General features: G+C 70.7%; 23 protein-coding genes. 11 read left to right on the top strand and 12 right to left on the bottom strand.

Annotated elements, in window-relative coordinates; translation table 11 throughout:
* The first annotated feature begins 7 nt into the window (after positions 1–7).
* From FOH10_RS15815 to FOH10_RS15790, 6 genes are all read left to right on the top strand, one after another.
* Positions 8–601: a lipocalin family protein gene (locus tag FOH10_RS15815; RefSeq protein WP_244962012.1), complete on the top strand. Its 594-nt coding sequence runs from the start codon at positions 8–10 to the stop codon at positions 599–601.
* Positions 598–1,929: an NAD(P)/FAD-dependent oxidoreductase gene (locus FOH10_RS15810; protein WP_186000908.1), complete on the top strand. Its 1,332-nt coding sequence runs from the start codon at positions 598–600 to the stop codon at positions 1,927–1,929. Before FOH10_RS15815 ends, FOH10_RS15810 begins: the two co-directional genes overlap by 4 nt.
* On the top strand, positions 1,926–2,621 hold the full coding sequence (locus FOH10_RS15805) for a DUF1365 domain-containing protein (RefSeq protein ID WP_143981290.1): 696 nt from the start codon (positions 1,926–1,928) through the stop codon (positions 2,619–2,621). Before FOH10_RS15810 ends, FOH10_RS15805 begins: the two co-directional genes overlap by 4 nt.
* A 216-nt stretch (positions 2,622–2,837) precedes the next feature.
* Positions 2,838–4,130, top strand: a complete 1,293-nt coding sequence (locus FOH10_RS15800) for an SAM-dependent methyltransferase (protein ID WP_143984129.1) — start codon at positions 2,838–2,840, stop codon at positions 4,128–4,130.
* The gene (locus FOH10_RS15795; RefSeq protein WP_221937980.1) at positions 4,127–4,531 is read left to right on the top strand and encodes a hypothetical protein; all 405 of its coding nucleotides are present in this window, start codon (positions 4,127–4,129) and stop codon (positions 4,529–4,531) included. The genes FOH10_RS15800 and FOH10_RS15795 overlap by 4 nt, the downstream gene beginning before the upstream one ends.
* 98 nt (positions 4,532–4,629) lie before the next feature.
* Complete coding sequence (locus FOH10_RS15790; protein ID WP_244962011.1) at positions 4,630–5,487, top strand: MerR family transcriptional regulator; 858 nt, start codon at positions 4,630–4,632, stop codon at positions 5,485–5,487.
* Here FOH10_RS15790 and FOH10_RS15785 read toward each other — a convergent pair.
* The 3 genes from FOH10_RS15785 to FOH10_RS15775 form a co-directional block, all read right to left on the bottom strand.
* Positions 5,459–6,301, bottom strand: coding sequence for a MerR family transcriptional regulator (locus FOH10_RS15785; protein WP_143981288.1), 843 nt, complete (start codon positions 6,299–6,301; stop codon positions 5,459–5,461). The genes FOH10_RS15790 and FOH10_RS15785 overlap by 29 nt on opposite strands.
* A 103-nt stretch (positions 6,302–6,404) precedes the next feature.
* Entirely contained in the window at positions 6,405–7,022 is a 618-nt protein-coding gene (locus FOH10_RS15780; protein WP_186000858.1) for an isochorismatase family protein, read from the bottom strand.
* Between the two features lie 11 nt (positions 7,023–7,033).
* Positions 7,034–8,248: a CaiB/BaiF CoA transferase family protein gene (locus FOH10_RS15775; protein WP_143981287.1), complete on the bottom strand. Its 1,215-nt coding sequence runs from the start codon at positions 8,246–8,248 to the stop codon at positions 7,034–7,036.
* Positions 8,249–8,343: 95 nt separating this feature from the next.
* Between FOH10_RS15775 and FOH10_RS15770 the strand changes: the two genes are divergently transcribed.
* Positions 8,344–9,252: a hydroxymethylglutaryl-CoA lyase gene (locus tag FOH10_RS15770; RefSeq protein ID WP_143981286.1), complete on the top strand. Its 909-nt coding sequence runs from the start codon at positions 8,344–8,346 to the stop codon at positions 9,250–9,252.
* A gap of 7 nt (positions 9,253–9,259) precedes the next feature.
* On the opposite strand, the gene FOH10_RS34835 is transcribed toward FOH10_RS15770, so the two are convergent.
* The 4 genes from FOH10_RS34835 to FOH10_RS15750 form a co-directional block, all read right to left on the bottom strand.
* Positions 9,260–10,234, bottom strand: a complete 975-nt coding sequence (locus FOH10_RS34835; protein WP_186000857.1) for an alpha/beta hydrolase — start codon at positions 10,232–10,234, stop codon at positions 9,260–9,262.
* Between the two features lie 205 nt (positions 10,235–10,439).
* The gene (locus FOH10_RS15760) at positions 10,440–11,978 is read right to left on the bottom strand and encodes an MmgE/PrpD family protein (RefSeq protein WP_143981285.1); all 1,539 of its coding nucleotides are present in this window, start codon (positions 11,976–11,978) and stop codon (positions 10,440–10,442) included.
* Positions 11,975–12,835: a cyclase family protein gene (locus FOH10_RS15755; RefSeq protein ID WP_143981284.1), complete on the bottom strand. Its 861-nt coding sequence runs from the start codon at positions 12,833–12,835 to the stop codon at positions 11,975–11,977. Before FOH10_RS15755 ends, FOH10_RS15760 begins: the two co-directional genes overlap by 4 nt.
* Entirely contained in the window at positions 12,832–14,019 is a 1,188-nt protein-coding gene (locus FOH10_RS15750; RefSeq protein ID WP_143981283.1) for a CaiB/BaiF CoA transferase family protein, read from the bottom strand. Before FOH10_RS15750 ends, FOH10_RS15755 begins: the two co-directional genes overlap by 4 nt.
* 138 nt (positions 14,020–14,157) lie before the next feature.
* Between FOH10_RS15750 and FOH10_RS15745 the strand changes: the two genes are divergently transcribed.
* Positions 14,158–15,618: a dihydroorotase gene (locus tag FOH10_RS15745; RefSeq protein WP_244962010.1), complete on the top strand. Its 1,461-nt coding sequence runs from the start codon at positions 14,158–14,160 to the stop codon at positions 15,616–15,618.
* Between the two features lie 82 nt (positions 15,619–15,700).
* Complete coding sequence (locus FOH10_RS15740; protein WP_143981281.1) at positions 15,701–16,360, top strand: hypothetical protein; 660 nt, start codon at positions 15,701–15,703, stop codon at positions 16,358–16,360.
* On the opposite strand, the gene FOH10_RS15735 is transcribed toward FOH10_RS15740, so the two are convergent.
* Complete coding sequence (locus FOH10_RS15735; protein WP_143981280.1) at positions 16,339–17,814, bottom strand: flavin-containing monooxygenase; 1,476 nt, start codon at positions 17,812–17,814, stop codon at positions 16,339–16,341. The genes FOH10_RS15740 and FOH10_RS15735 overlap by 22 nt on opposite strands.
* 71 nt (positions 17,815–17,885) lie before the next feature.
* Here FOH10_RS15735 and FOH10_RS15730 point away from each other — a divergent pair, with 71 nt between their 5' ends.
* Positions 17,886–18,944 (top strand): AraC family transcriptional regulator, encoded by a 1,059-nt coding sequence (locus FOH10_RS15730; protein ID WP_186000856.1) that lies wholly within the window; start codon positions 17,886–17,888, stop codon positions 18,942–18,944.
* A gap of 7 nt (positions 18,945–18,951) precedes the next feature.
* The gene (locus tag FOH10_RS15725) at positions 18,952–19,578 is read left to right on the top strand and encodes a TetR/AcrR family transcriptional regulator (RefSeq protein ID WP_143981278.1); all 627 of its coding nucleotides are present in this window, start codon (positions 18,952–18,954) and stop codon (positions 19,576–19,578) included.
* Between the two features lie 35 nt (positions 19,579–19,613).
* Here FOH10_RS15725 and FOH10_RS15720 read toward each other — a convergent pair whose 3' ends face one another.
* The 4 genes from FOH10_RS15720 to FOH10_RS15705 are packed head-to-tail and all read right to left on the bottom strand — an operon-like array spanning position 19,614 to position 23,819.
* Positions 19,614–21,065 (bottom strand): carotenoid oxygenase family protein, encoded by a 1,452-nt coding sequence (locus FOH10_RS15720; RefSeq protein WP_143981277.1) that lies wholly within the window; start codon positions 21,063–21,065, stop codon positions 19,614–19,616.
* Between the two features lie 13 nt (positions 21,066–21,078).
* Complete coding sequence (locus FOH10_RS15715; protein ID WP_143981276.1) at positions 21,079–21,756, bottom strand: hypothetical protein; 678 nt, start codon at positions 21,754–21,756, stop codon at positions 21,079–21,081.
* Between the two features lie 30 nt (positions 21,757–21,786).
* The gene (locus FOH10_RS15710) at positions 21,787–22,530 is read right to left on the bottom strand and encodes a DUF3329 domain-containing protein (RefSeq protein ID WP_143981275.1); all 744 of its coding nucleotides are present in this window, start codon (positions 22,528–22,530) and stop codon (positions 21,787–21,789) included.
* A 20-nt stretch (positions 22,531–22,550) separates the two neighbouring features.
* Positions 22,551–23,819: an MlaD family protein gene (locus tag FOH10_RS15705; protein WP_143984127.1), complete on the bottom strand. Its 1,269-nt coding sequence runs from the start codon at positions 23,817–23,819 to the stop codon at positions 22,551–22,553.
* Position 23,820: the final 1 nt, after the last annotated feature.

The raw sequence follows: 23,820 nt of genomic DNA, 5'->3' as shown, positions 1-23,820 counted from the left end.
GAGAACGATGAAGGAACATCGACAGCACCGGAGGATGTCGGCGGTACTCGCCACCGCGGCGGCGGCACTCGCCGCGGGGGCGCTGCTGCCGGCGTCCGCGTCCGCGGCGCCCGTGACCCCGGTGCCCCGGCTCGACGTCGAGCGGTACCTGGGTACGTGGCAGCAGCTGGCCGCCATTCCGCAGCCGTTCAACCTCGCCTGCGCCCGCGACACCCGCGCCGACTACAGCCTGATGCCGGACGGCGACATCACCGTCCGCAACCGCTGCACCACCTGGTTCGGCAACACCGACGAGATCGTCGGCAGGGCTCGGGTGAACGACCCGGTGACCAATGCGCAATTGGGCGTCACCTTCTGGAATCAGCCCGACCCGCCCACCAACTACGTGGTGACGGCGATCGATCCGGACTACTCCTGGGCACTGGTCGTGAATCCGGAGCGCACCTCCGGATTCGTGCTCTCGCGCACCCCGGCGCGCAGCGCGGACGAGTGGGCGGCCATCCGGGCCGCCATCGACGCGGCGGGCCTGAACACCTGCCTGTTCCTGACCTCGCCCACCACCGGTGGCGACGAGCGGATCGTGCCGCTGTGCGAGCGTTGACCGGAGCCAACCGCCGCGTGGCGGTGATCGGCAGCGGCGTCTCGGGCCTGACCGCCGCCTGGGTGCTGGCCCGCGATGCCGATGTGGTGCTGTACGAGGCCGACGGCCGGTTGGGCGGGCACGCCCACACACACCGGGTGGCGGCCCGCCGCGACGGTTCGGGTGACACCCTCGGAGTCGACTCCGGCTTCCTGGTGCACAACGACCGCACCTATCCGACACTGCTGCGGCTGTTCGGCGAATTGGGTGTTCGCACACAGGAATCCGACATGTCGATGTCGGTGCGCTGCGACGGTTGCGGCCTCGAGTACGCGGGCGCGAAGGGACCGCGCGGACTGTTCCCGGAAGCGGGCGCCCTGCGGCGCGGCCGGTATCTGGCCATGCTCGGTGAGATCCTGCGCTTCCACCGGCTCGCCCGCGACGAACTCGCCGCCCACGGTGGCGACGAGGAGCGCACGCTCGGGGAATTCCTCGCGGCGGGCCGGTTCTCGCCGTACTTCACCTCCCATTTCATGGTGCCGCTGGTGGCCGCGGTGTGGTCGTGTCCGCCGCAGCGGGCGCTGGAGTATCCGGCGCGCTATCTGCTGACCTTCCTCGACCACCACGGCATGCTCACCGTGTTCGGGTCGCCGACCTGGCGCACCGTCACCGGCGGGTCGGCCACCTATGTGCGGGCCATCGCAGCGCGGATGCACGCGGTGCGGTCCGGGACGCCGGTGCGCGCCGTGCACCGCGGCGCGCGGACGGTCGCGGTGCGCGACGACGCCGACCGGGTGGACTTCTTCGACGCCGCCGTCATCGCCACCCATCCCGATCAGGCGCTGCGACTGCTGGAATCCCCGACGACGGCCGAGGCCGAAATCCTGGGGGCACTGCCGTATTCGGTGAACCACACCATCCTGCACACCGACGAATCGGTGCTGCCGCGCCGCTCCGGCGCGCGGGCCTCCTGGAACTACCGGCTGCCGGATTGCGCCGCCGCCCCCGACCGCGTGCTGGTCAGCTACGACGTCTCCCGATTGCAGCGGCTGACCGCATCCGCCGACCGGCGCTTCCTGGTCACCCTCGGTGACGGCGATCGGGTCGCACCCGAGACCGTGCTCGCCACCATGACCTACGAACATCCGCAGTACACGCCGAAATCCATGGCGGCGCGCCACCGCCTGCGCGAGATCGGCGATCACACGGTCGCTTTCGCGGGCGCTTACCACGGGTGGGGCTTCCACGAGGACGGCGCGCTGTCGGGACTGCGCGCCGCCGAACGCATCGGCGGCCGGTGGCCGCGGCACCCGTCCGCGGTGGCGGTGGCCGCCGGGGATCCGTCGTGACCGCGCCCCGGCTGGTGCGGACCGTCATCCGGCACACTCGCACCGAGCCGGTCCGGCACCGGTTCACCTATCGCAGCTACAGCTGGCTGGTCGATCTGGACGAACCGCCGCGGCTGCCGTGGTATCTGCGGCCGTTCGCGCGCCTCGACGACGGACGCGACGTGCGGGCCGTGGTGGAACGCTGCCTGGCCGACAACGGGATCGACGCGGGCGGCGGACAGGTCCTCATGCTCACCAACGCCCGCGTGCTCGGCTACGTGTTCAATCCGCTGACCGTCTACTGGTGCCACGACCGCGCCGGAGCGGTGCGCGCGGTGGTCGCCGAGGTACACAACACCTACGGCGGCATGCACCGCTACGTGGTGGAACCCGATGCGCGCGCGGAATCGACCGTGGCCAAACGGTTCCACGTCTCGCCGTTCAATCCGGTGGCCGGGCGCTACCGGCTGCGCGCCCCGGTGCCGACCGACCGGCTGCGCCTGGCGATCGTGCTGGACCGGCCGGACGGACGAACCTTCTTCGCCGCCAGCATGTCCGGGCGCGTGCTGCCCGCGGACCCGCACACCCTGCTGCGGGTACTGCTCACCCACCCGCTGGAGACCTGGCGGGTGACGGCGCGCATCCGCTGGCAGGGGCTGCGGCTGTGGGCGCGCGGCCTGCCGGTACTGCCGCGACCACAACACATCTCGTAGGAGGCTGTCGTGACCACATCCCACTGCCCCCGGGCAAGCGCTCCGATCGAGCCGCACGCCGCGGATGCGCACGCGCCCGACGCGAGCGACATTGATGCGCACGCTCTCGACGTACGCGATGCCGACGCGCACGCTCTCGACGCGAGTGACGCTGACGCGCAGGCGCTCGACGCACACGCCGCCGACACGCACGACGCTGATGCGCACGATGTCGATGTGCGCCACGTCGATGCGCGCGACAGCGCGCCGCGCGACGCCGAATCCCGGGACGACCGCTGGGCCGAACTGCACCGGGCGCCGCGCGGCTGGCGGGCCGCCCTGGGGCGGCCGGTGGCGGCCGCACTGTTCCGCAATGCCGTGCGCGGGCTGCCGCTGCGGGTCGAATTCCCCGACGGCCGTGTCCTGGGCAGCGCCGAGGATCCGACCGCACCCCGCATGCTGATCCACGACCCGGGCGGTTTCGCGGGGCGGATCGCGGACGGTGGACTCATCGGCTTCGGCGAGTCGTACATGGCCGGGGAGTGGTCCGCACCCGATCTGCCCGGCGTGCTCACCGTCCTGGCCGCGCATATCGACCGGCTGATCCCGCAGTCGCTGCAAACCCTGCGGACGCTGTGCCTGCCGCGGCTGCCGCGCGGGATGCGTGCCACCGCATCGGGCGCGGCGCGCAACGCGGCACATCACTACGACCTGTCCAACGACTTCTTCGCGCTGTGGTTGGACGAGACCATGACCTATTCGGCGGCGGACTTCGACCGGCTGGACCCACCACCGGTGTGGGGCGACCTCGCCGCCGCCCAGTGCCGCAAGATCGACCGGCTGCTCGACGCCGCCGGTGTCGGCCCGGGCACCTCGGTACTCGAAATCGGCACCGGCTGGGGTGAATTGGCCATCCGGGCGGCGGCGCGCGGGGCCACGGTGCGTTCCGTCACGCTCTCCCGGGAACAGCGCCGACTGGCCCGGGAACGGGTCGCCGCGGCCGGGCTGGCGGACCGGGTGACCATCGACCTGCTCGACTACCGTGCCGTGGACGGCCGGTACGACGCCGTGGTCTCGGTGGAGATGATCGAGGCGGTCGGCTACGACTACCTGCCCGACTACCTGACCACCCTGGAACGGGTGCTGGCCCCCGGCGGCCGGATCGCCCTCCAGGCCATCACCATGCCGCACGACCGGATGCTGGCCAGCCGACGCACCTACACCTGGGTGCACAAGTACATCTTCCCCGGCGGCTTCTTGCCCTCGGAAAGGCTGCTGTCCCAGCGGCTTTCGGAGCACACCGGACTGCGGGTGGTGCAGCGGCAGGAGATCGGCCCGCACTACGCGCACACCCTGCGGCTGTGGCGGGAGCGCTTCACCGCCGAGACCGAGCGGGTGGCCGCACAGGGTTTCGACCGCATCTTCCGCCGGATGTGGCGGCTCTACCTGGCCTACTCGGAGGCGGGCTTCCGATCCGGCTACCTGAATGTGGTGCAACTCGTCCTCGAACGCCCGGAGGTGACCCGATGAACCCCGCTACCCCGACCCGACTGCTGGGCCTCGCGACGGCGGGCTACGGCCTCGCGGTGGCCGTCCGGCCCGAAATCATGCTGCACCCGGCCGGATTGGGCACCGACGAGGAACCGGAGCTGCGCCCGCTGGCTCGCCTGATCGGGTTGCGAGATCTGGCCTCCGGACTGGTCATGGCGGGTGCGGCCGATCCGCGCGCCCGGCGAGCCGCCACCCTGATCCGGGTGGCGTCCGATACCGCCGACACCGTGGTGCTCGCCCGAGCGCTACGCGGCCGTCCCGAGCGGCCGAAAACCCTGATGGTGACCTCCGGCTGGGGCCTGCTGTGCGCCCTCAGCGCCGGATACGAACGGTGGGGTGCGGGTCGGCGCGCGTCGGTCGGGAACGACGCGGTGCGCTGATGCGCCCCGATCCGGCGCGGACCGAGCCCACCGGGCCAACCGAGCCCAGCGAGGCGACCGAGGTTCCCGTTGCGACCGAGCCGACGGAGGTGCCCGTCGTGACCGAGTACACGGTCGGTTCGGTGGCGAAGCTGCTCGGCCTTCCCGTCGCTACGCTGCGCAGTTGGAATCAGCGCTACGGGCTCGGTCCGCAGCGGCACCGGCCCGGCCGGCACCGCCACTACACCACCGAGGACCTCGCCGTGGTGACCCGCATGGTGGAACTGGTGCGTGCCGGGGCGAGTCCGGTCAGTGCGGCGCGGGCGGCGAAAACCGTGCTGGGACCCGCACCCCCGCTCGGCGACGTCGAACCGGTGGTGGCCGCCGCCGAACGCATGGATGTCTCCGCGCTGCTCTCCCTGGTCACCGCTCATCTGGCGCACCACGGGGTGGTGGAGACGTGGAATCGACTGTGCCGCCCCGCCTTCGGCGCGATCGTGGAGCGGCAGCGCCGCGGCGACGGCTATATCGATGTGGAGCACGTGCTGTCGTGGGCGTTGACCACCGGCCTGCATCGCACCGTGCCCGCCCTGACCGGCACCGCACGGCAACGACCGATCGTACTGGCCTGCGCGGCCGCTGAACAGCACGTGCTGCCGCTCGAGGTGCTGCGCGCCGCCCTGGCCGAACGGGGGCGGGGAACCCTGATGCTCGGGGCGGCCGTCCCCGCCGACGCCCTGCTCGACGCGCTCGCCCGCCGGGCCGGCCCGGCCGTCGTGGTGCTGTGGTCGCAGACCTCGGAGACGGCTCGCCCGGAATCGATGTCGAACGCCGACAACCCGGCGGTCGACCTGGTGCTGGCCGGACCGGGCTGGGCGGGAAAGGAATTCGCGCACGGTGTCCGCCATGTCGACTCGCTCGAGGCGGCCTTGGCCGTGCTGGACGAACTCAGCCCAGCCGATCGACCGCGGCGCTGAGACTGTCCAGCCGGCTGGCGGACTCGGGCAGGATGAGCGTGTCCCATCCGGGGCCGCCGAGGTAGACGGTCGCATCGGCGTCCGCGCATACGCGGATGGCCGAGGTGAGGGCCGTGGACTCCTGCTGTGACCACAGCAGCACGGTGGCCGGGGACGGCAGCCGCGCCAGGGTGTCGGCCAGGGCGGCGGTCGGCACGTCCGGGCCGAGCATATGCGCGCCCGTGCCGCGTTCGGCCAGGGCGGCGCGTAGCACTTCCAGTGGCAGCGAATGGGTTTCGCCGCTGGTGCAGGCCAGCACCACCGGTCCGGGCGGTGTGTCGGGCGGCGGCGCGGCGCGGTGCAGGGTGGCGATGATGCACCAGGACAACAGATGTTCCACGTCGACGCAGCCCTCCCCGTCGAGCTGGCGCGCCACGATATCGGCGAAAGCGGGGCGGCACAGCCGATCCCAGGTGTCGATGACCCCGTAATCGCGCAGGTGGGTGTCCAGCAGCGCGCAGACCGCGCGGCTCTCCAACGCGAACGCGGCGGTGAGCAGCGCGGCCTTGTCGCCGAGCGACAGGGCGGGACCGCGGGCGGTAGCGGCCGCTCCGGCCGGGGTCGCACCGGCCCGGATGAGATCCACCATCCGGGTGAGCACCGCGATATCGGCCTCGGTGTACAGGCGGTGCCGACCCGGCCGGTCCTGCTGCGGTCCGATGCCGTAGCGCCGGTTCCAACTGCGCAGGGTGGCGGTGGGGACCCCGATCCGCTCGGCCACCGTGCGCACGGAGTATCCGGCGTGCTCGGAGGTGGGCTTGGGACCGTCTGGCATGTCCTGATTGTGCCTGCCGCGTCCGACCGATCCGATCACACCCGGCGCGAGTGTCCGCCACGCGTGCCCGGGCCGCGCCCGGAGATCCCGGGTGCGCGCCTGGTCAGGGCAGCAGGCGCAGTGCCGCGTCCAGGCTCACGACATCGGCGTACTTCGCGTCCAGGTCGTAGAGATTGGCATCGTGCAGGCGCGGGTCGCGGTCGCCGCAGGCATCGGCGACGACCATGGGCCGGAAGCCGTGTTGCAGCGCGTCGGTGGCGGTGGCGCGCACACAGCCGCTGGTGGTGAGACCGGTGACGAGCAGGGTGTCGATACCGGCCGCCGTCAGGTTGGCGGCCAGCGCGGTGCCGTGAAATGCGCTGGGATACTGCTTGACCACCACGCATTCCCCGGGTAGCGGGGCCGGGTCGTCGAGGAAGTCGGCGAGCGGGTTGCCCTCCTCGAAGACCGCCAGGGTGGGCACCTTGCGCCGGAACAGTCCGCCCTCCGCGGTGCCGGGCCGATAGCTGACCCGGGTGAACAGCACCGGATGGCCGCCCGCGCGGGCCCGGTGCACCACGGCGGCGGCCGCTGTCACCGCGTCCTCCACCGGCGCCCGCAGCGGCGAACCGTCGGTCAGATAGGCGGCGCAGATATCGACCACCAGCACGGCGGGCCGCCGTCCGGGCCCGAGGCGCTGCCCGTAGCCGGCATTGCGCGCATCCTCGGCGAGATCCTTCACGGGTGTTCCCCTCAGATGACGCCGCTGTCGGCGAGTGCGGCGATGCGGTCGGGGGACAGTTCGAGCACGCCGCCGTACACGTCGGCATTGTGCTCGCCGAGTTCCGGACCGCAGTGCCGGATGGTGCCGGGGGTGGCGCTGAGTTTGGGCACCACATTGTGCATGGGCAGTTCGCCGAACTCCGGATGCGCGATCCGCACGATGGCCTCGCGCGCCGCGAAGTGCGGATCGGCGAACATATCCCGGGCGGTGTAGATCCGGCCCGCCGGAACGCCCGCGCCGTGCAGTCGCTCCAGCAGTTCGTCGGCGCTGGCGGTGACGGTCCACGCGGCGATGACATCGTCGAGTTCGGCCATCCGCGCGCCCCGGCCGGTATGGGTGGAATACCGCTCGTCGGTCGCCAATTCGGGACGGCCCATGAGCTCGGCCAGTCGCGCGAACACCGTGTCCTGGTTGGCCGCGATGAGGATCATCTCGCCCGCCGCGGTCGGATATACGTTGCTGGGCGCGACATTCGGCAGCACCGATCCGGTGCGCTCGCGCTGATAGCCGGTGACCGCGTATTCGGGCAGCAGGGATTCCATCATGGCCAGCACCGCCTCGTAGATGGCGGAGTCCACCAGCTGACCCTGTCCGGTGCGCTCCCGGTGATGCAGCGCGGTCAGGGTGCCGATGGTCGCGAAGACGGCGGCCAGCGAATCGCCGAGGGAGATCCCGGTGCGCGCGGGCGGATGATCGGGATCGCCGGTGGTGTACCGGATTCCGCCCATCGCCTCGCCGATGGAGCCGTATCCGGCGCGCGGCGCGTACGGCCCGGTCTGGCCGTATCCGGTGACCCGCACCATGATCAGGCCGGGATTGTCGGCCCGCAGGCGGTCGTAGTCGAGTCCCCAGCGTTCCATGGTGCCGGGGCGGAAGTTCTCGATGACGATGTCGGCGCGGGCGATGAGTTCGCGTGCCAGCCGCTGGCCCTGCTCCTGGCGCAGATCGCAGGTGACCGACTTCTTGTTGCGCGCCACCACCGGCCACCACAGCGATTTGCCCTGGGACTGTTCCCGGCCCCACTGGCGCATGGGATCGCCACTGCCGGGCGCTTCGAGTTTGATCACCTCCGCTCCGAAGTCGCCGAGCAACTGTCCGCAGAACGGCCCGGCCAACAGCTGGCCCATCTCGATCACGCGCAGATCGGCCAGCGGCCCGGGAGTCGGGTGTGGTGCGGCGGCCATGCGTCGCCTCCCTTTCGGTACAGTGTGGGAAAGTGGTAACACTGTATCCCTGAGAGAAACAGGGCGGCAAGGCGAGTGAATACTGGAGGTTGGGCATGGAAGTCACCGTGCTGGAGGTCGCCCCGCGCGACGGATTGCAGAACGAGCGCGCGATCGTCGCGACCGCCGACAAGATCCGCCTGATCGAACGATCGGTCGAGGCCGGGCTGCGCCGCATCGAAGCCGTGAGTTTCGTGAATCCGCACCGGGTTCCGCAAATGGCGGACGCGGAGGCGGTGATGGCGGGCGTCCCCCGGGTGCCCAGCGTCTCGTACGCGGGTCTGGTGTTCAACGACCGGGGTCTGGACCGCGCCCTGGCGACCGATGTCGACGAGATCAATGTGGTTGTGGTGGCGACGGATGCGTTCAGTCGGCGCAATCAGAACTGCACCACCGCCGAGGGGGTGGGACGCTGGTCGGCGCTGGCCCGGCGCGCCGCGGCACACGGCGTCCGGCGCACCGTCACCATCGCCGCCGCTTTCGGCTGCCCCTTCGAGGGGGAGGTGTCCGCCGCCGCCGTGCTGGATCTGGTGCGCCGGGTCGCCGCCGCCGAACCCGACGAGATCGCCCTGGCCGACACCATCGGCGTCGGCACCCCCGATCGCGTGCGCACACTGGTGGCGGGCACCGCCGCGCTGGCTCCGGGCATTCCCGTCCGCTGCCACTTCCACAACACCCGGAACACCGGCTACGTCAATGCCGTTGCCGCACTGGAGGCGGGTGCGCGCATCCTGGATGCCAGCACCGGCGGGGTCGGCGGCTGCCCGTTCGCACCCGCCGCCACCGGCAATATCGCCACCGAGGATCTGCTGTATCTGCTGCACCGCATGGATATCGGCACCGGGGTGCGCGCGGAGGCGGTGAGCGCGACCGGTACCTGGCTGGGGGAGGTGCTGGGCAGCCCCGTCCCCGCGCTGCTCGGCCGCGCCGGAGGTTTCCCTCCGGCGCGGCGGGGGTCGCAGTGATGCCGATTCAGGACAGGGGCTCGAGGATTCCGGCGCTCACCAGGCTCTGGAAGTACGCGCCGCCGGGGTAGTAGTCGGCCGTGGTCGAGCCGCTCACGAAATCACCGGCCCACGCCACCGAAAGTCGTTGCAGCGCATCCACGTTCTTGCTCTGGGGAGTGCCGCAGGCGAACTTGTCCGGCCCGGATGCACTGGACGCCTCCACGTCGATGTGGGAGGCGGTGGTGACCAGGACGCCCAGGAATGGCCGGGGCAGCTGTTCGAGCACCTCTTCGGTGCCCGAGCCGTTCCGGTTGCAGCTGTACGGTGGCGCGGAGACCGCGACCACGGGCAGGGTGCTGTTGCTCAGATGGTTGAGCGAACTGCTCAGGTTGTTGCCGATGATGCTCTTGACCGGATCGAAGAGAATGACACCGCGCAGCTTGGCGAAGGCGGACGGGTAATCGGCGCGCAGTTCCTGCGCCACGAACGGCACCGCCTCGCCGCCCGCCGAATGCCCGGCGAAGACCCAGGAGGTCGGCAGGGTGAGTTCCGGCCGTCCCGCCTTGGCCTTGGCGTCGGCGAAGCTGCGGCCGAGCTTGTCCGAGGGATCGGCGGCCTTGCCGAACAGGTCGGCCACATTGCGCAGGAAGTCGGTGTTGTTGCCGAGGTTGGCGATGGTGCAGCCGAGCAGGCTGGAGGTCGGCAGGGTGGGCGCGAACACCAGGAAGCCCTGGGCGGCGAACTTGCGGGCGGTGTCGTCCATGGCATCGTTGGCGGCGGAGAAGCCGTGTTGCAGCCACAGCAGACCCTTGGGGTTTCCGGCCGGGAAGTACCAGTCGCTGCTCTGCTTCAGAATGCGGAAAGCGCAACGGATTTCGACCTTGTTCTCGACCTTGGTCACCGTGGTGTCGGCGGTGGCGACGGGGGCGAGGGTGGTGGCGAGCGCGGCCACGGCGATCCAGACGGAGGACAGCGCGGCCGACAGGGTTCTGATTCTCAAGGTGACTCCTTTGTCTCTCAGAGAGAAACAGTGTTTCTTCGAGTAGCGTCAATTAATGGTCTGAAACACTTGTGAGTCAATAGCTCGAGCCGACAATTTCACCGCTGTGACCAGCAGTTTTCCTGAGCGCCCGGCGTGTTGCGGACGTGCGAAAGCAGCCCGGCGGCTGAGGGGGCCGGGCTGCTTTCGTACGCGCAGGTGCGGGCTAGGTGGGGGAGCGCAGCAGGGTTGTCAGCTTTCCTGGATCGTCGAGATCGGCCAGGCCGTAGACGATCTCGGTGATGTCGTCGGCGCGGGCGGGGGACAGCGCCTCGGCGGTGTTGAGATGGAACTTGGCGGCCAGTTCGTCGGGGGACAGCGGGTTGCCCGGGCCGCCGCGGTTGACCGCCACATGTTCGGTGAGGGTGCGGCCGTCGCGGAGTTCGGCGGTCAGGGTGGCCGGGAACTGGTGGGGGAAGATCTCGTCGCAGCGGGGGTCGGGGACGCAGACCACCTTGGCGGCGAGGGCGAGGCGGGCCGGGTCGTGGGCGGCGACGTCGGTGAAGTCCTCGTGGAAGACGCCGAGTCCGCCGCCGCCGAGCAGGGCCGCGGCCACCGTGTAGGGGCCGGAGAAGGCCGCGTGGTAGCCGGATTCGGGTCGCTGTTTGGCGGTGCGGGGTTCGCCGATGGTGCGCAGCACCGGGGTGGGCGCGCCCAGGGTGAGGTGGACGATCTCGGCGGCGGTGACACCGCGATCGCGCAGGCGGCGGGCGGCGTCGATACCGGCGTGGGTGAAGTGATTGCACGGATACGGCTTGAAGAACACCCCGGGCAGTTCCCAGTGCTCGCCGAGCCCGTCCAGCAGCTGGTCCGGATGCGCCCGTTCGCCGCAGAAGGCGTGCAGCAGACCGAATCTACCCTCCAGCACCGTCGGCGGGCCGGTGAGGCCGTGTCGGGCCAGACCGGCGGCGGTGACCGCGGCGTGCGCGGCCCAGCCGCAGTGCACCCGCTTGACGGTGCCGCCGGTGCGATTGGCCTCGAGCAGGCCCGAACCCATACTGGCGGCAATGCCGAGCGCGTGCGCGATTCCGGCGGCGTCCAGCCCGTACAGCATGGCCGCGGCCACCGCGCCGCCGACCGCGCCACAGATGGCGGTGGCATGCAGTCCGCGCTCGAAGAACACCGAATTACCTAGTGCGGCATCATATCCGGCCATCCCTACGCGTACCGTGAGCTCGATGCCGACCGCGATGGCGTCCAGCAGCGCGGCCCCGGTGGCTCCGGTGGCCTCGGCGACGGCCAGCGCGGTGGGCACCACCGTGGCCGACGGATGCAGCACCGACGGGAGGTGGGTGTCGTCGAAGTCCAGGGCGTGTGCCAGGGTGCCGCCGAGCAGAGCCGCCGCGGCTTCCGGATAGCGGCCCGGCAGCCCCAGCGCGGTCGCCCGCGCGGCCCCGCCCCACTCGGCCACCAGGGCGCGCACCGTAGCCGCGGCCGGAACCCGCTGCGCCGCAATGCTGTTGCCGAGCGCATCGAGCACGCGCCGCGTGGCGTCGGCACGCAACTCCGCTCCGACCCCCCTGTCCCGCACCGCCGCGGCGAACTCCGCCAGCTGAGAGGCCACCGGAGGACCGGTCGGCGCGGTCGACTCGGTGGGGGCGGTCGATTCGGCGGGTGCCGTCGGCCCGGTCGTCCCCGTCGGCCCGGTGGGTCCCGTCGATTCGCGGGGCTCGGTCGCTTCGGTCGTGCCGGGTGTCTCGGTCATCGGCTCACCGCCGCGAGTGGGCGTACCGGGGAGCCGGTGCCGCCGACGATGCGCAGGGGAGCGAGCATGAAGACGAATTCGGTCAGTTCGGCTGCCGCGAGTTCCTCGAGTGCGAGGTGTTCGAGGATGTAGATTCCGGAGTCGACCAGCAGCCCCCGGTGTACGGGCAGCACGCTGTGTCCCGCGCCGGGGGCGATGCACTCGTAGGCGGTGGTGTCGGCGCCGGTGGCGGCCACGCCGTGCGCGGCGAGCCAGCGTGCGGCGGGCACGCCCACGCCCGGAACCCCGGTCGTGCCACCGAGATACGTGGGCGGGTCGTCGAAGTGCCGCGCCCAGCCGGTGCGGATGAGCGCCACGTCACCGGGTTCCGGCGCGAACCCGGCGTCGTGCGCCGCGCCCTCGAGGTCGGCCACGGTCACCTCGTATCCGCCCGGCAGGGTGTCGGTATCGTGCCGGCGCGCGATGTCGAACAGCAGGCCGCGCCGCAGGAACCCGGGCAACAGTTCCGCGCCGTGGGCGCTGAACGCGCCGCCCCGCTGAGCGGCCGCGGCGTCGACGCCACCGTGCAGCAGTCCGTCGTGGCTGACGTGACTGAGCGCGTCGATGTGGGTGCCGACGTGCCCGCCGGTCACGATGACCTCATTGGCGGCGGACCCGCCGTCGGGCCGCACCATATCGCCGTGGCGTCGGGCCAGGGTCATGCGGAAGCCGGGATGGTTGGGGGAGCACGGCATACCGGTGAAGAAGGGCTGGCCGAGTTCGAGCAGCCGGACGCCGCCGCGCACCGCCTCCAGCAGGGGATCGCGCGTGATGACGGGTCGGGCCGGGCGGTCCGGGGAATGCGCCGGATACGTCATGCGACCACCCCCGCGTCCCGCAGCGCCGTCAGTCCCGCGGCGTCGACGCCGTACTCGCCCAGCACCTCCGCGGTGTGCGCGCCCAGCGGTGGTCCCGCCCAGCGGATTCGGCCGGGTGTCTCGGAGAGTCGGAACAGCACGTTCTGCATGCGCAGTGTCCCCAGTTCGGTGTCGGGCACCTCGGCGATGGTGCCCAGTGCCCGATACTGCGGATCGGTGAGCACGTCGGCGGCGGTGTAGACCGGCGCGATGGCGGCCTCGGCCTTCTCGAAGGCGCGTACCACCTCGTCGGTGGGGCGGTCGGCGATCCAAGCCCCGACCGCGGCGTCCAGCTCGTCGGCGTGCCGGGCGCGTTCGGCACCGGAGGCGAACCAGGGTTCGTCGATGAACTCCGGCCGCCCGACCAGTCGCATCACCCGCTCGGCCACCGATTGCGCGCTGGTGGACACCGCCACCCATCCGCCGTCGGCGGTCCGGTACACATTGCGCGGCGCGTTGTTCGACGACCGATTGCCCATGCGCGGCTGGAGTTCGCCCAGTTGGTCGTAGGCGATGAGCTGCGGACCGAGCAGGGTGAGAATCGGTTCGATGATGGCGAGGTCGATCTGCTGGCCGTGTCCGTCGCGATCGCGGGCGCGCAGCGCGGTCATGACGGCGAAAGCGGTCGCCTGCGCCGCGATCCCGTCGGCCAGGCCGAAGGGCGGCAGCGTGGGCGGGCCGTCCGGTTCTCCGGTGACGGCGGCGAATCCGCTCATCGCCTCGGCCAGCGTGCCGAAACCGGGACGACGGGCATAGGGCCCCACCTGCCCGAATCCGGTCACCCGGGCCAGCACCAGTCCCGGATTGATCTCGCGCAGTTCGGGATAGCCCAATCCCCAGCGCTCCAGGGTTCCGGGGCGGAAGTTCTCGATCACCACGTCGGCGTCGGCCACCATCCGGCGGAAGATCTCCTGCCCTTGCGGGGCGCCGAGATACAGCGTCACCGATTTCTTGTTGCGGCCCAGCATCTTCCACCAGAGGCCGACCCCGTCGCGCTGTGCCCCGTGTCCGCGCACGGGGTCGCCGCCGGGATGCTCGAGCTTCACCACCTCGGCCCCGAAATCCGCCAGCAGCGTCGCCGCCAGCGGTCCGGCGAACAGTGTCGCCACCTCCAGTACCCGAATTCCCGACAGCGGTCCATCCATCACTCGACTCCTCACCCGCCACCATGTGTTTCCCAGTACGAAACAGTTCCGGACGTTGTGGCGTTGACTGTCAGCGCATCCTACTGCGATGATCGCCGGGTTGGAAAAGATGTTTCGCACAGAGAAACTGGAGCAGTCGTGGCGACCGACCTGTTGATCCGGAACGCCCGCGTGGTGCGACCGGGTGATCCGACCACCGACCATCCCGAACCGGTCGATATCGCCGTGCACGACGGCGTCGTCACCGCCGTGGGACCGAATCAGACGGTCACCGACGCGAATCGGGTGGTCGACGCGCAGGGCCTGCTGGCCTTTCCGGGCGTGGTGGACGCCCACCAGCACTGGGGTATCTACCGCGAGCTGTCGCAGGACACCGAGACCGAGAGCCGCGCCTGCGCCCAGGGTGGCGTCACCACCTCGCTCACCTATATGCGCACCGGCCGCTACTACCTGAACCGGGGCGGTGCGTACCGCGATTTCGTCCCCGAGGTGCTGGAACGGATGGCGGGGCGCTCGTTCGTGGACCACGCCCTGCACCTGGCCCCCATGAGCGCCGAGCACATCGCCGAGATCCCGTCGCTGGTCACCGATTTCGGCATCACCGCGTTCAAGATCTTCATGTTCTACGGCGGCCACGGACTGCACGGCCGTTCGTCCGATCAGGCCGACTTCCTCATGCTGGGGCCGCACGAGCGTTACGACCTGGCCCATTTCGAATTCGTCATGCGCGCCGTCCAGCGGGCGCGCGCCGAGTTGGGTCCGCACATCTCGCTGTCGCTGCACTGCGAGACCGCCGAGATCATGGCCGCCTACACCGCACTGGTGGAGCGCGAGGGCGCCCTCACCGGGCTGCGCGCCTACAGCGCGTCGCGCCCGCCGCACTCCGAGGGCCTGGCCATCACCATGGCCTCCTATCTCGCCCACGAGACCGGACTGGCGAATATCAATCTGCTGCACCTGTCCTCGGCCAAGGCGGTCGCGGCGGCGCTCACCATGGCCGCGGCCTTCCCGCACGTGGACTTCCGCCGCGAGGTCACGATCGGCCACCTGCTGGCCGATGTCGACACCGCGCACGGTATCGGCGGCAAGGTGAATCCACCGCTGCGCGAGCGCGCCGATGTCGAGGCGCTGTGGCGGCATCTGCTGGCCGGTGAGATCGACTGGGTGGTCAGCGATCACGCCTGCTGTCGCGACGAGCAGAAGTTCGGCGACGACCGCGACGACGTCTTCACCGCCAAATCCGGATTCGGCGGTGCGGAGTACCTGCTGCCGGGTCTGGTGGGGGAGGGCGTGAAGCGGGGGCTGCCGCTGTCCCGTATCGCCGAACTGACCTCCGGCAATCCCGCGCGCCGGTACGGGCTGTCCGGTAAGGGCGATATCGCGGCGGGCCATGACGCCGATATCGTGCTGATCGATCCGGACGCCCGCTGGACGGTGCGCGCCGCCGACTCCGAATCCGCCCAGGAGTACACGCCTTTCGAGGGCTTCGAGATGAACGCACGCGTCACCGATGTCTTTCTGCGCGGTCGGCGGATCTTCGGCGACGGCCGGGTACAGGGCGATCCGTACGGGACCTATCTGCGCCGGAACCCGGCCTGAGCGCGGCCCGAGCCGGGCGGCGGTCACCGACCCGGCGGAGCCGCCGATATCGTGGCCGTTCGAGGGAAGCGGGTGGTAGCGGATGGTTTCGGTGGTACTGGTGCTGCTGGCGGTGGCACAGCTGGGATGCGTCGCGGCGCTGTGGGCCGGTTCGGGAGCGCCGTCCGCGCCCCGCTGGCCCCTGACCCTGCTGGGTCTCGGACTCGCCTACGACGCGGCGATCTTCGGTCTCGGCTCCACTCTCGGTGCGGGCGCGACGCTGCACGCACTGAGCGTCGGCAGGTTCGTCGGGCACGCGGTGCTGACCCCGCTGCTGCTGGTGTGGGCGGCCGAACGCGTGCTCGGCCTGCGTCACCGCTGGGCCTGGATGCTCGCCGTACTGCTGATGGCCTGGGGCGCGCTGCGCGATCTGGTGGCGTTGCGGCTGGTTCCCCGCGAGTTCGCCGACACCCTTCGCTATACCCCGGCGGAACCGCACGGGCCGCCCTGGCCCGTGCTGGTCGTGATCGCCGTGGTGCTGGCCGCCGGAATCGTCCTGTGGCGCAGGGAGAAACGGCCCGCGCTGGTGGTCGCGGCGGTGGTCCTGGTGGCGGCGTCCGCGGCGGCCTTCGACCTGCCGCCGCTCGGCAATGCCGGTGAGGCCGTCCTGTTCGCGGCCGTCGTGGCCGTCGAGCGGGCCGGAACAGGGCGGGGCCACCGCGCGGGCCCGGATCGGGAACGTCAGACGGCCGCGGGTGCGTGACCGAACTCGTACTCGGTGAAATCCACCGTGCGGGTGGCCCGCGCGTACCCGATATGCGATCCGGGCCAGACGGCGATGACCTTGCCCTCCTCGGTGTGGTACCAGCCCGGACAGCCGGTGGTGAACACGGTGTGGCGCAACCGTTTCAGGAGCCGCTCGTTGTAGGCGTCCTGGACCTCGCGGCGCACGTCGAGCCAGCCGCCGCGCGCGGCGATCCGCTCGATGGCGATGCGCGCGTAGCGGGCCTGCTTCTCGAGCATGAACGTGATGGTGTTGGTGATCGAGCCGGTGTTCGGCCCGAACATGAGAAACAGATTCGGGTAGCCGGATACGGTGATCCCCAGATGCGCGTACGGCCCGGACTTCCACTCCGCGTGCAGTTTTCGGCCGTCGCGGCCGGTGATGTCGACGGGGGCGAGGTACTCGCTCGCCGTGAATCCGGTGCACCAGACGATCACATCCGCCGCGACCTCGCTGCCGTCGGACAGCCGCAGTCCCCGTTCGGTGACCTCCTCCACCCCGTGCGGGTGCAGGGTGGCATGCTCGCGGTCCAGCGCCGGATACCAGTCGTTGGACAGCAGTACGCGGTTGCAGCCGAAGCGGTAGGTCGGCAGGACGGCGGCCCGCAGTTCCGGATCGCGGATCTCGCGGCGCATCTTGACCTTCAGCCACAGTTCGAACAGCCGCTGCACCGGTGCGGCCCAGCGGGCGATGAACGGCGCTCGCGACTCGTACCACAGCCATTCGATATTGTGCTGGAGCCGAGCCAGTCCCGGCACCGAACCGAGGACCGCGCGCATCGCGCGGGTGGTGCGATGGTCCCACTTGTTGCCCACCCAGTACGCGGACCGCTGGACGACGTGCAACTCCCCGACCCGGTCCACGATGGCGGGCACCACCTGCACCGCGCTCGCGCCGCTGCCCACCACCGCGACCCGCTGACCGGTGAGATCGACGTCGTGATCCCACTGCGCGGAATGGAACTGGGCACCGCCGAAGCTCGCCATGCCCGGCAGCTCTGGCAGTCGGGGGCGGGAGAGTTGGCCGGTGGCGCAGATGAGCGCGTCGAATCGCAGCACCTCGCCGGCCGCGGTCTCCACCCGCCAGCGGCCGCTGTCCTCCTCGAAGGCGGCGGCGGTGACCTCGGTACCGAATCGAATGCGCGGGGTGACACCGAATCTGTCGGCGGTGCGCCGCAGGTAGTCGTGGATCTCCGGCTGCGTGCCGAACCGGCGCGACCAGTTCGTCTCCAGGGCGTAGGAGAGCGAGTAGATGGGGGAGGGCACATCGCACGCCGCACCGGGATAGGAGTTGGCCCGCCACACCCCGCCCACCGAATCGCCCCGCTCGAAGATCGTGTAATCGCCGATACCGTGGCGGTCCAATTCGATGGCCGCCGCCACACCGCCGAAACCCGCGCCGATGATCCCGACCGACACCGTCCTGCTCGTCATGGTTCGACGCTAGGAGCCGACCCCGAATCGCCGCGATGTCCGCTCCGGGTGTCCTATTGTCATTTACGGACATGAGCGTTTCGATCACACCACCGCCGCGCGCCTGGGACCATCCGCGCGGACCGGCCGCCGCCCGCATCCTCGTCGAGCTGGGTGGCGAGTACGGGATGAGCGCGGGCGAATGCCTGTCCGGCACCGGGCTGTGCCCCGCGGACCTGACCCGGCCCGATACCGTGGTCGAGGCCGGACAGGAACTCGCCATCGCCCGCGCCCTGCTGGACCGGATCGGTGACCGGCCCGGTCTCGGAATCGCGGCCGGGCTGCGCTACACCGTCGGCACCCTCGGCGTCTGGGGTTACGCCATGCTGTCCGCCGCGACCGTGCGCGAGGCGATCCGGCTCGGGGTGCGGTACGCCGAATTGTCCTTCGCCTTCATCGAACCGGTGCTCGCCGCCGACGGGCCGGATCTGACCGTCACCTTCGGCGACAGTGCCATTCCGGCCGATGTGCGCGCCTTCTTCGTGGAGCGGGAGCTCACCAAGATCGCCGTCCTGGCTCCGGCCGCCATCGGCGCGGGGAGCGGGATGCGCATCGAGACCGCTTTCACCGGAACCCGCGCGGCCCGGCTGCGGGAGCGGCTGCCCGGCGTCGACCTGCGCACCGATGCCGCCCGGCATCGCCTGGTGTTCAGCGCCCGACTACTGGATCATCCGCTCACCCAATCCGATTCGACCACCGCGCTGCTGCTGGAACAGCAGTGCCGACGGCTGCTCGAAATCCGGCGGGCACGGCGCGGCACGGCGGGCCGCGTCCGGTCGCTGATCCTGACCGAACTCGCCGACGGGCCGACCGCCGCCACCGTCGCGGCCCGGCTGCACCTGGACGAACGCACGCTGCGCCGCCGCCTGCACGCCGAAGGCACCACATTCCGCGAACTGCTCGACGAGGTGCGCCACACCCTCGCCACCGAACTGCTGGCCCTGGATCGCCTCACCCTGGCCGATATCGCGCGACGGCTCGGCTACCACGACGCCGCCAATTTCAGCCGCGCCCACCGCCGATGGACCGGCCGGGCGCCACGCACCGCCACCACCCCTTCGCGCCGGTACGACGCCGCCGATACGCGATAATGGGCAGGTGACTCAGAGCAAGCGGGGTAAACCGGGTCCGGGCCGTCCGGCCGGGATCGACAGCGTCGACACGCGACAGCGGGTTGTCGACGCCGCCATTCGCTGCTTCGCTCAGCACGGCTACGGACCGGCGACCAACAGCGTCATCGCCGGTATCGCGGGGGTCACCGCCGGGGCGGTCTACTACCACTTCGGCACCAAGAGCCAGTTGTTCGAAACCGTCTGCGCCGAGGTGTACGGCCGCATCCAGGACCGCGCGGCGGCCGCCATCGACGGTGCGCTCTCGGTGCGCGAACTGCTGCAAGCCCTGCTGGCGGTCTCCATGCGGATCAACCACGAGCACCCGGAACTGGCCGGGTTCGTCGCGACCGCACCGATCGACGCCCGACGGCACACCGAACTCTCGGAAGCCTTCGCCGCCGTGAGCAAGGGCATGGTCGAAGGCGTGGCCGAGGCGGTGACCCGGGGGCAGGCGGCCGGACGAATCCCGGCCGACCTCGACCCGGTGCAGATCGCCCGGCTCATCCTCGCCGTCGTGGACGGTTTCGCGCACGCCGCCGCGGCCTCCGACCCCATCGAAATGGATATCCTGGACAACCTGTTCGAGCGCCTGCTGCTCGACGCCACCACCTAGGCGGGCGATGCGGGCGCGCACCGCCCGCCGGGTGTTCAGGCGGGCCGGGCGACCCGGTCGGTGAAGGTGCCGTGGAAGGTGAGCGGCATATGGTGGCGCAGGGTGCCGCGGTAGAGCGGGTCCGCCAGGAGGTCGCGGGCGTCCAGTACGAGCACGCTGGCCAGTTCGGTGGTGCGGTCCTGGGTCAGGGCCACCAGCCAGCCGTCGTCCTCGGCGCTCGCGCCGGGGCGGGGGACGAACAGGGCCTCGTGGGCCAGGGTGTCGTCCGGCAGCCGGTGCACCGACTCCTTGCCGGTGTCGGTGTCCAGCTTGGCGATCGAACTCGGATAGGGGGTGCCGTCGGCGCTGGCGGCCAGGTACACGTAGCGGTTGCGGCGGCTGGTGCGGCCCAGGTTGTAGGTGGGGAAGTCGCCTTGCAGGTCGGAGAGGATCTCGTGGATCACCCGGCCGGTGGGGGTGACGCGCAGCCGGGTGAGCCTGCCGCCGTAGGGTTTTCCGGCACCGACCATGCCGTCGCGCACAGTGCTGAGCTGGCCGTTGAGTTCCGCCCAGGAGGCGTCGTAGTCCACCAGCTCCACCACGGTGTCCGAGCCGTCCTCGTAGGTGTTGGCCAGATGCAGGTGCATGAGCGGATCGGTGTGCAGCACCCGGGGTTTGCCGCCGTCGCGGGGCACCAGGCCGATCATGGTGCCGCGCCGGGCGTCGTAGTCGATGGCCTCGATGAAATTGCGCATGCCCAGGCCCGCACCGAGGAATTTGCCGATCGGGAACACCAGGGGCGGGATGGCGAACACCAGGTGGCGTTCGGTCAGGCCCATATCGTGATTGAACATCGGGGTGGGCAGCCCGAGCGAACCCAGCGCGTGCAGCGTGCCGCCGCGATCGACCCGGTAGCAGGCGAGTTGGGGGCGCGGGAACATGGACAGGCCGAAATTGAACATCTCGCCGGTGCGGGGATCCCAGCGCGGATGCGCGGAGAACGCGCCGATCCAGGTGAGCCCGCCGTCGAAATCGTGTACGCCCACGGTGGCGAGGGTGTCGGGGTCGATCTCGGTGGGGCGCCCGCCCTCCCACAGCGCCAGCAGCTTCCCGGCGTGCACGGCCACACTGGTATTGGCCACATTGGCCGGGAATCGCAGTGCGTTGGTGAGGATTCCGCCGGAGCGCAGGGTACCCAGCGCGCGATACGGCGCGCCGTGCGCGGTGAGCGACCGCCGATAGTGCTTGGTGCGGACGAACCGGTTGCGGAAGTGCAGCCGCCCGTCGTCGAAGGCGTACAAGGACAGCATGCCGTCACCGTCGAACAGATGGCCCAGCGGTTGACCCCCGGCGTCCATCTTCCCCGGTCCGTTGCGATACATGGTGCCGCGCAGGCCCTCCGGGACGGCTCCGGTGAACTCGTCCACGGTGTAGTCGAATTCGTCGTGCAGCGGCAGATAGTCGCGACTGGTCGCGGTCTGGTCGGATGTCGTGGTCGGGCTGGACATGGCCCCTCCTGGATCATGAGAGCGCGGGACGCACGCGCAGCGTGCAGGACAATTCGGGCAGATGGGGTTCGAATTCCAGCGGCATCGCCGAGGTGGCGTCGAAGACGCGCTCACAGGCCGCCTTGCAGCCCATGAGACAGGAATTCGTCTGTGCGGCGGGCGCGGACACCGAGGCGTGCATGGCGCATTCGGGGATCTCGTACACCAGGGTGCCGTCGGCCTCGACCGCCGTGCGGTGGATGGGTCCGACCAGGAAGGTCGCGAAGCCGACCCCCGCGTCCATGACCGACGGGTACATGCCCCGGGGAATGAGCCGCACCGAGGCGAAGGCCGGGAGCAGGTAGCGCAGCCAGCGGCGCAGCCGGATCGACACCGCCGTGGCGACCAGGTCGGTGACGTCCTCGACCGGCATGACCTTCGTCAATTCGGTGGTGGCCCATTCGAGTTCGGTGACGAACTGGCCGTAGCGGCGCTTCCAGGACCAGCGCGGTCCTTCCAGGAACCGGTTGCCGGTGCGCTTGGCGGTGACGGCTGCCCAGCCCGCGTCCACCGCGGCGCGGTCGTCGGCGACCACCCGCAGCACGGGCAGCAGGACGGCTTCGGGCACGTCACCGACGCGGGCCAGCATGGACCGCATGATCAGGTCGTCGCGCAGCGCGGTGAGCGTGCCGGTGGGTTGGGGACTGTTCATATTTCCACCTCTCGTCGACGGCGAGCGCCGTCAGGGAATGTCGACCCGCGCGGCCTTCCACTGCCCGTCGACCAGCCGCATGGTCATGACGATGCGGCTGCGGTCCACCCGCGGGTCCGGCATCTCGGTATTGGTCACCGTCTGGTCGACGAACAGCAGCACCACCACCTCGTCCCGGGTGGCGGATTGGACGGCCGACTGCAGCACCACGCCCTTGCCCGCCGCCCGATGGTCGATCAGCAGCTGCCGCAGCTGACTGCTGGACTGGGTGTAGGCGTCGCGGAACTCGCCGGTGGAGCCGTCCAGGACGGCCTGGAAATTGGCGTCCAGATCGGCGCTGTCCACCGAGGTCAGGGTGACGGCGTAGGTCTCGGCGGCGCGCAGCGCGGCGGCACTCGCCTGCTCGGTGGCCCGCAGCTCGCGGTACTGCCAGCCGAAGTACACGGCGGCGGCGCCCAGGCCGATGATGAGCAGCAGCGCGATCGCCGGGGCGAGGCGGCGCGCACCGGCCGTGGGGCGCCACCGGATACGGATGGACTTGGCCACGCGGGAATGTGCCGGAGTCGTAGGATCTGTCGCGTCCGGCGATTCCGCCGTGTCGGCGCTGCCTGCTGATGCCGCCGACGCCACCGGTGCCGCTTTGTCCGAGAGGGCTCCGTCGTCCGCTGGTGTCGCTTCGCCTGCCGCGGTGGCGGTGAAAGTCGCGGTCTCGGGCGGTGTCGAGGTGGGGGCGTCGGCGTCCTGATCGAGGACGTCGATGGTGTTGTCGGGCATGGCGTTTCCTAGGGGTCGAGCTACTTGCCCTGCCGGTGGGGCTCGGATTCGGGCGGCATGACGGGGCCGCCGTAGGGCAGCGGGATGGTGTGCGGTCCGATCGGTGTCGGGTCGGTGCGGCGCATGGGGTCGTATCCGGGCGGCGGACCGGCGGTGTCGTCACCGGGGGGCACCGGTGCGTTGCGGGCTCCCCGGACCAGCAGCGCCGGATCGGGATTGGCGCAGTAGGTGTACATGTAGGGCTCCGGATAGCTGGGGTCGAACGGCACGTCGCGCGGATGCGGGTAGTCGCAGTAGTGGCGGAAGTACAGGTTGGCCACCGCCCACACCCCGCCGTCGTGCATTGTGGAGGCGACCGCGTCGAGGACCGAGCCGCGGTCGTCGCGCAGCAGGTGGGTCAACGCGGGCACCCGGATATAGGACAGCTGGGCGACGGTGGCGAGATTGCCGAGCAGCTGCACCATGGTGGGTGAGTTGTCGGCGATCAGGGTGTCGAGTGCCGCCAGGGTGCGCGGGCTGTGCTCGATGAGCTGCCGCAGCCCGGCGTCCTTGGCCCCGGCGGCGGTCAGCGTGGCGGTGAGATTCGCGGTGGCCGTGCGCATTCCGTCGCCCTTGTCGATCATGAGCTGGAAGACCGGTCGACTGTCGCGCAGCAGCGCCGTGGTCTGCGGCAGCACGCCGTCCAGGCTGGAGACCAGAAGTTCCATGCCGCCCAGCAGGTTCCGCAGTTTGTGCGGTCCCTCCGGTCCGACGCCGAGCTCGTCCACGATGGCCCGCAGCCGCTCCGGATCGGTCTGCGCCAGCAGGCCGTCGATATTGCCGAGCACCCGCCACAGCGGCACCGGAACGACGGTGCGGTCCTGGGTGATCAGGCTGCCGTCGGCCAGCAGCGGCCCGCCCTGCGAGCTGGGCTCGAAGTTCAGGTACTGCTCACCGGCGGGGGAGAGCCCCGACACCCGCACCGCCGTGCCGTCGCGCGGAATGCGCGCGGTCGCATCGACCCGGGCCACCGCCCGCACACCGTCGGCGGTCAGCTCCACCGACTCCACCCGCCCGATGGGCACGCCGCGCAGGGTGACGTCCTGTCCGGTCAGCAGCCCGCCGGATTCGCTGAGCTGCACCCGAATTCGCATCTGAGTGGCGAACGGATCGGTGCGCAGCGCGCCGAACATGATGTAGGCCCCGGCCAGGGCCAGCAGCGCCACCTGCGCGACCGCCGACAGTGCGAGCCGGTGCGCCGCCGCGGCGCGGGCGGCGCGCACCAGCAGGCGCGCCGGTGGTTCCAGCATG

This window comes from Nocardia otitidiscaviarum (assembly GCF_007362295.1).
GTDB classification, from domain to species: domain Bacteria; phylum Actinomycetota; class Actinomycetes; order Mycobacteriales; family Mycobacteriaceae; genus Nocardia; species Nocardia otitidiscaviarum.
Note: the sequence above shows the minus strand (reverse complement) of the source record. Positions and strands in the feature narration are given on the sequence as shown.

Excerpts from the sequence above, each read along its gene's own strand:
- FOH10_RS15815 (WP_244962012.1), top strand. The coding sequence starts at position 8 with ATGAAGGAACATCGACAGCACCGGAGGATGTCGGCGGTACTCGCCACC.
- FOH10_RS15760 (WP_143981285.1), bottom strand. The coding sequence starts at position 11,978 with ATGACCGAGACACCCGGCACGACCGAAGCGACCGAGCCCCGCGAATCG.
- FOH10_RS15705 (WP_143984127.1), bottom strand. The coding sequence starts at position 23,819 with ATGCTGGAACCACCGGCGCGCCTGCTGGTGCGCGCCGCCCGCGCCGCG.
- FOH10_RS15795 (WP_221937980.1), top strand. The coding sequence starts at position 4,127 with ATGAACCCCGCTACCCCGACCCGACTGCTGGGCCTCGCGACGGCGGGC.
- FOH10_RS15750 (WP_143981283.1), bottom strand. The coding sequence starts at position 14,019 with ATGGATGGACCGCTGTCGGGAATTCGGGTACTGGAGGTGGCGACACTG.
- FOH10_RS15715 (WP_143981276.1), bottom strand. The coding sequence starts at position 21,756 with ATGAACAGTCCCCAACCCACCGGCACGCTCACCGCGCTGCGCGACGAC.
- FOH10_RS15770 (WP_143981286.1), top strand. The coding sequence starts at position 8,344 with ATGGAAGTCACCGTGCTGGAGGTCGCCCCGCGCGACGGATTGCAGAAC.
- FOH10_RS15735 (WP_143981280.1), bottom strand. The coding sequence starts at position 17,814 with ATGACGAGCAGGACGGTGTCGGTCGGGATCATCGGCGCGGGTTTCGGC.
- FOH10_RS15730 (WP_186000856.1), top strand. The coding sequence starts at position 17,886 with ATGAGCGTTTCGATCACACCACCGCCGCGCGCCTGGGACCATCCGCGC.
- FOH10_RS15740 (WP_143981281.1), top strand. The coding sequence starts at position 15,701 with ATGGTTTCGGTGGTACTGGTGCTGCTGGCGGTGGCACAGCTGGGATGC.
- FOH10_RS15775 (WP_143981287.1), bottom strand. The coding sequence starts at position 8,248 with ATGGCCGCCGCACCACACCCGACTCCCGGGCCGCTGGCCGATCTGCGC.
- FOH10_RS15720 (WP_143981277.1), bottom strand. The coding sequence starts at position 21,065 with ATGTCCAGCCCGACCACGACATCCGACCAGACCGCGACCAGTCGCGAC.
- FOH10_RS15710 (WP_143981275.1), bottom strand. The coding sequence starts at position 22,530 with ATGCCCGACAACACCATCGACGTCCTCGATCAGGACGCCGACGCCCCC.
- FOH10_RS15755 (WP_143981284.1), bottom strand. The coding sequence starts at position 12,835 with ATGACGTATCCGGCGCATTCCCCGGACCGCCCGGCCCGACCCGTCATC.
- FOH10_RS15785 (WP_143981288.1), bottom strand. The coding sequence starts at position 6,301 with ATGCCAGACGGTCCCAAGCCCACCTCCGAGCACGCCGGATACTCCGTG.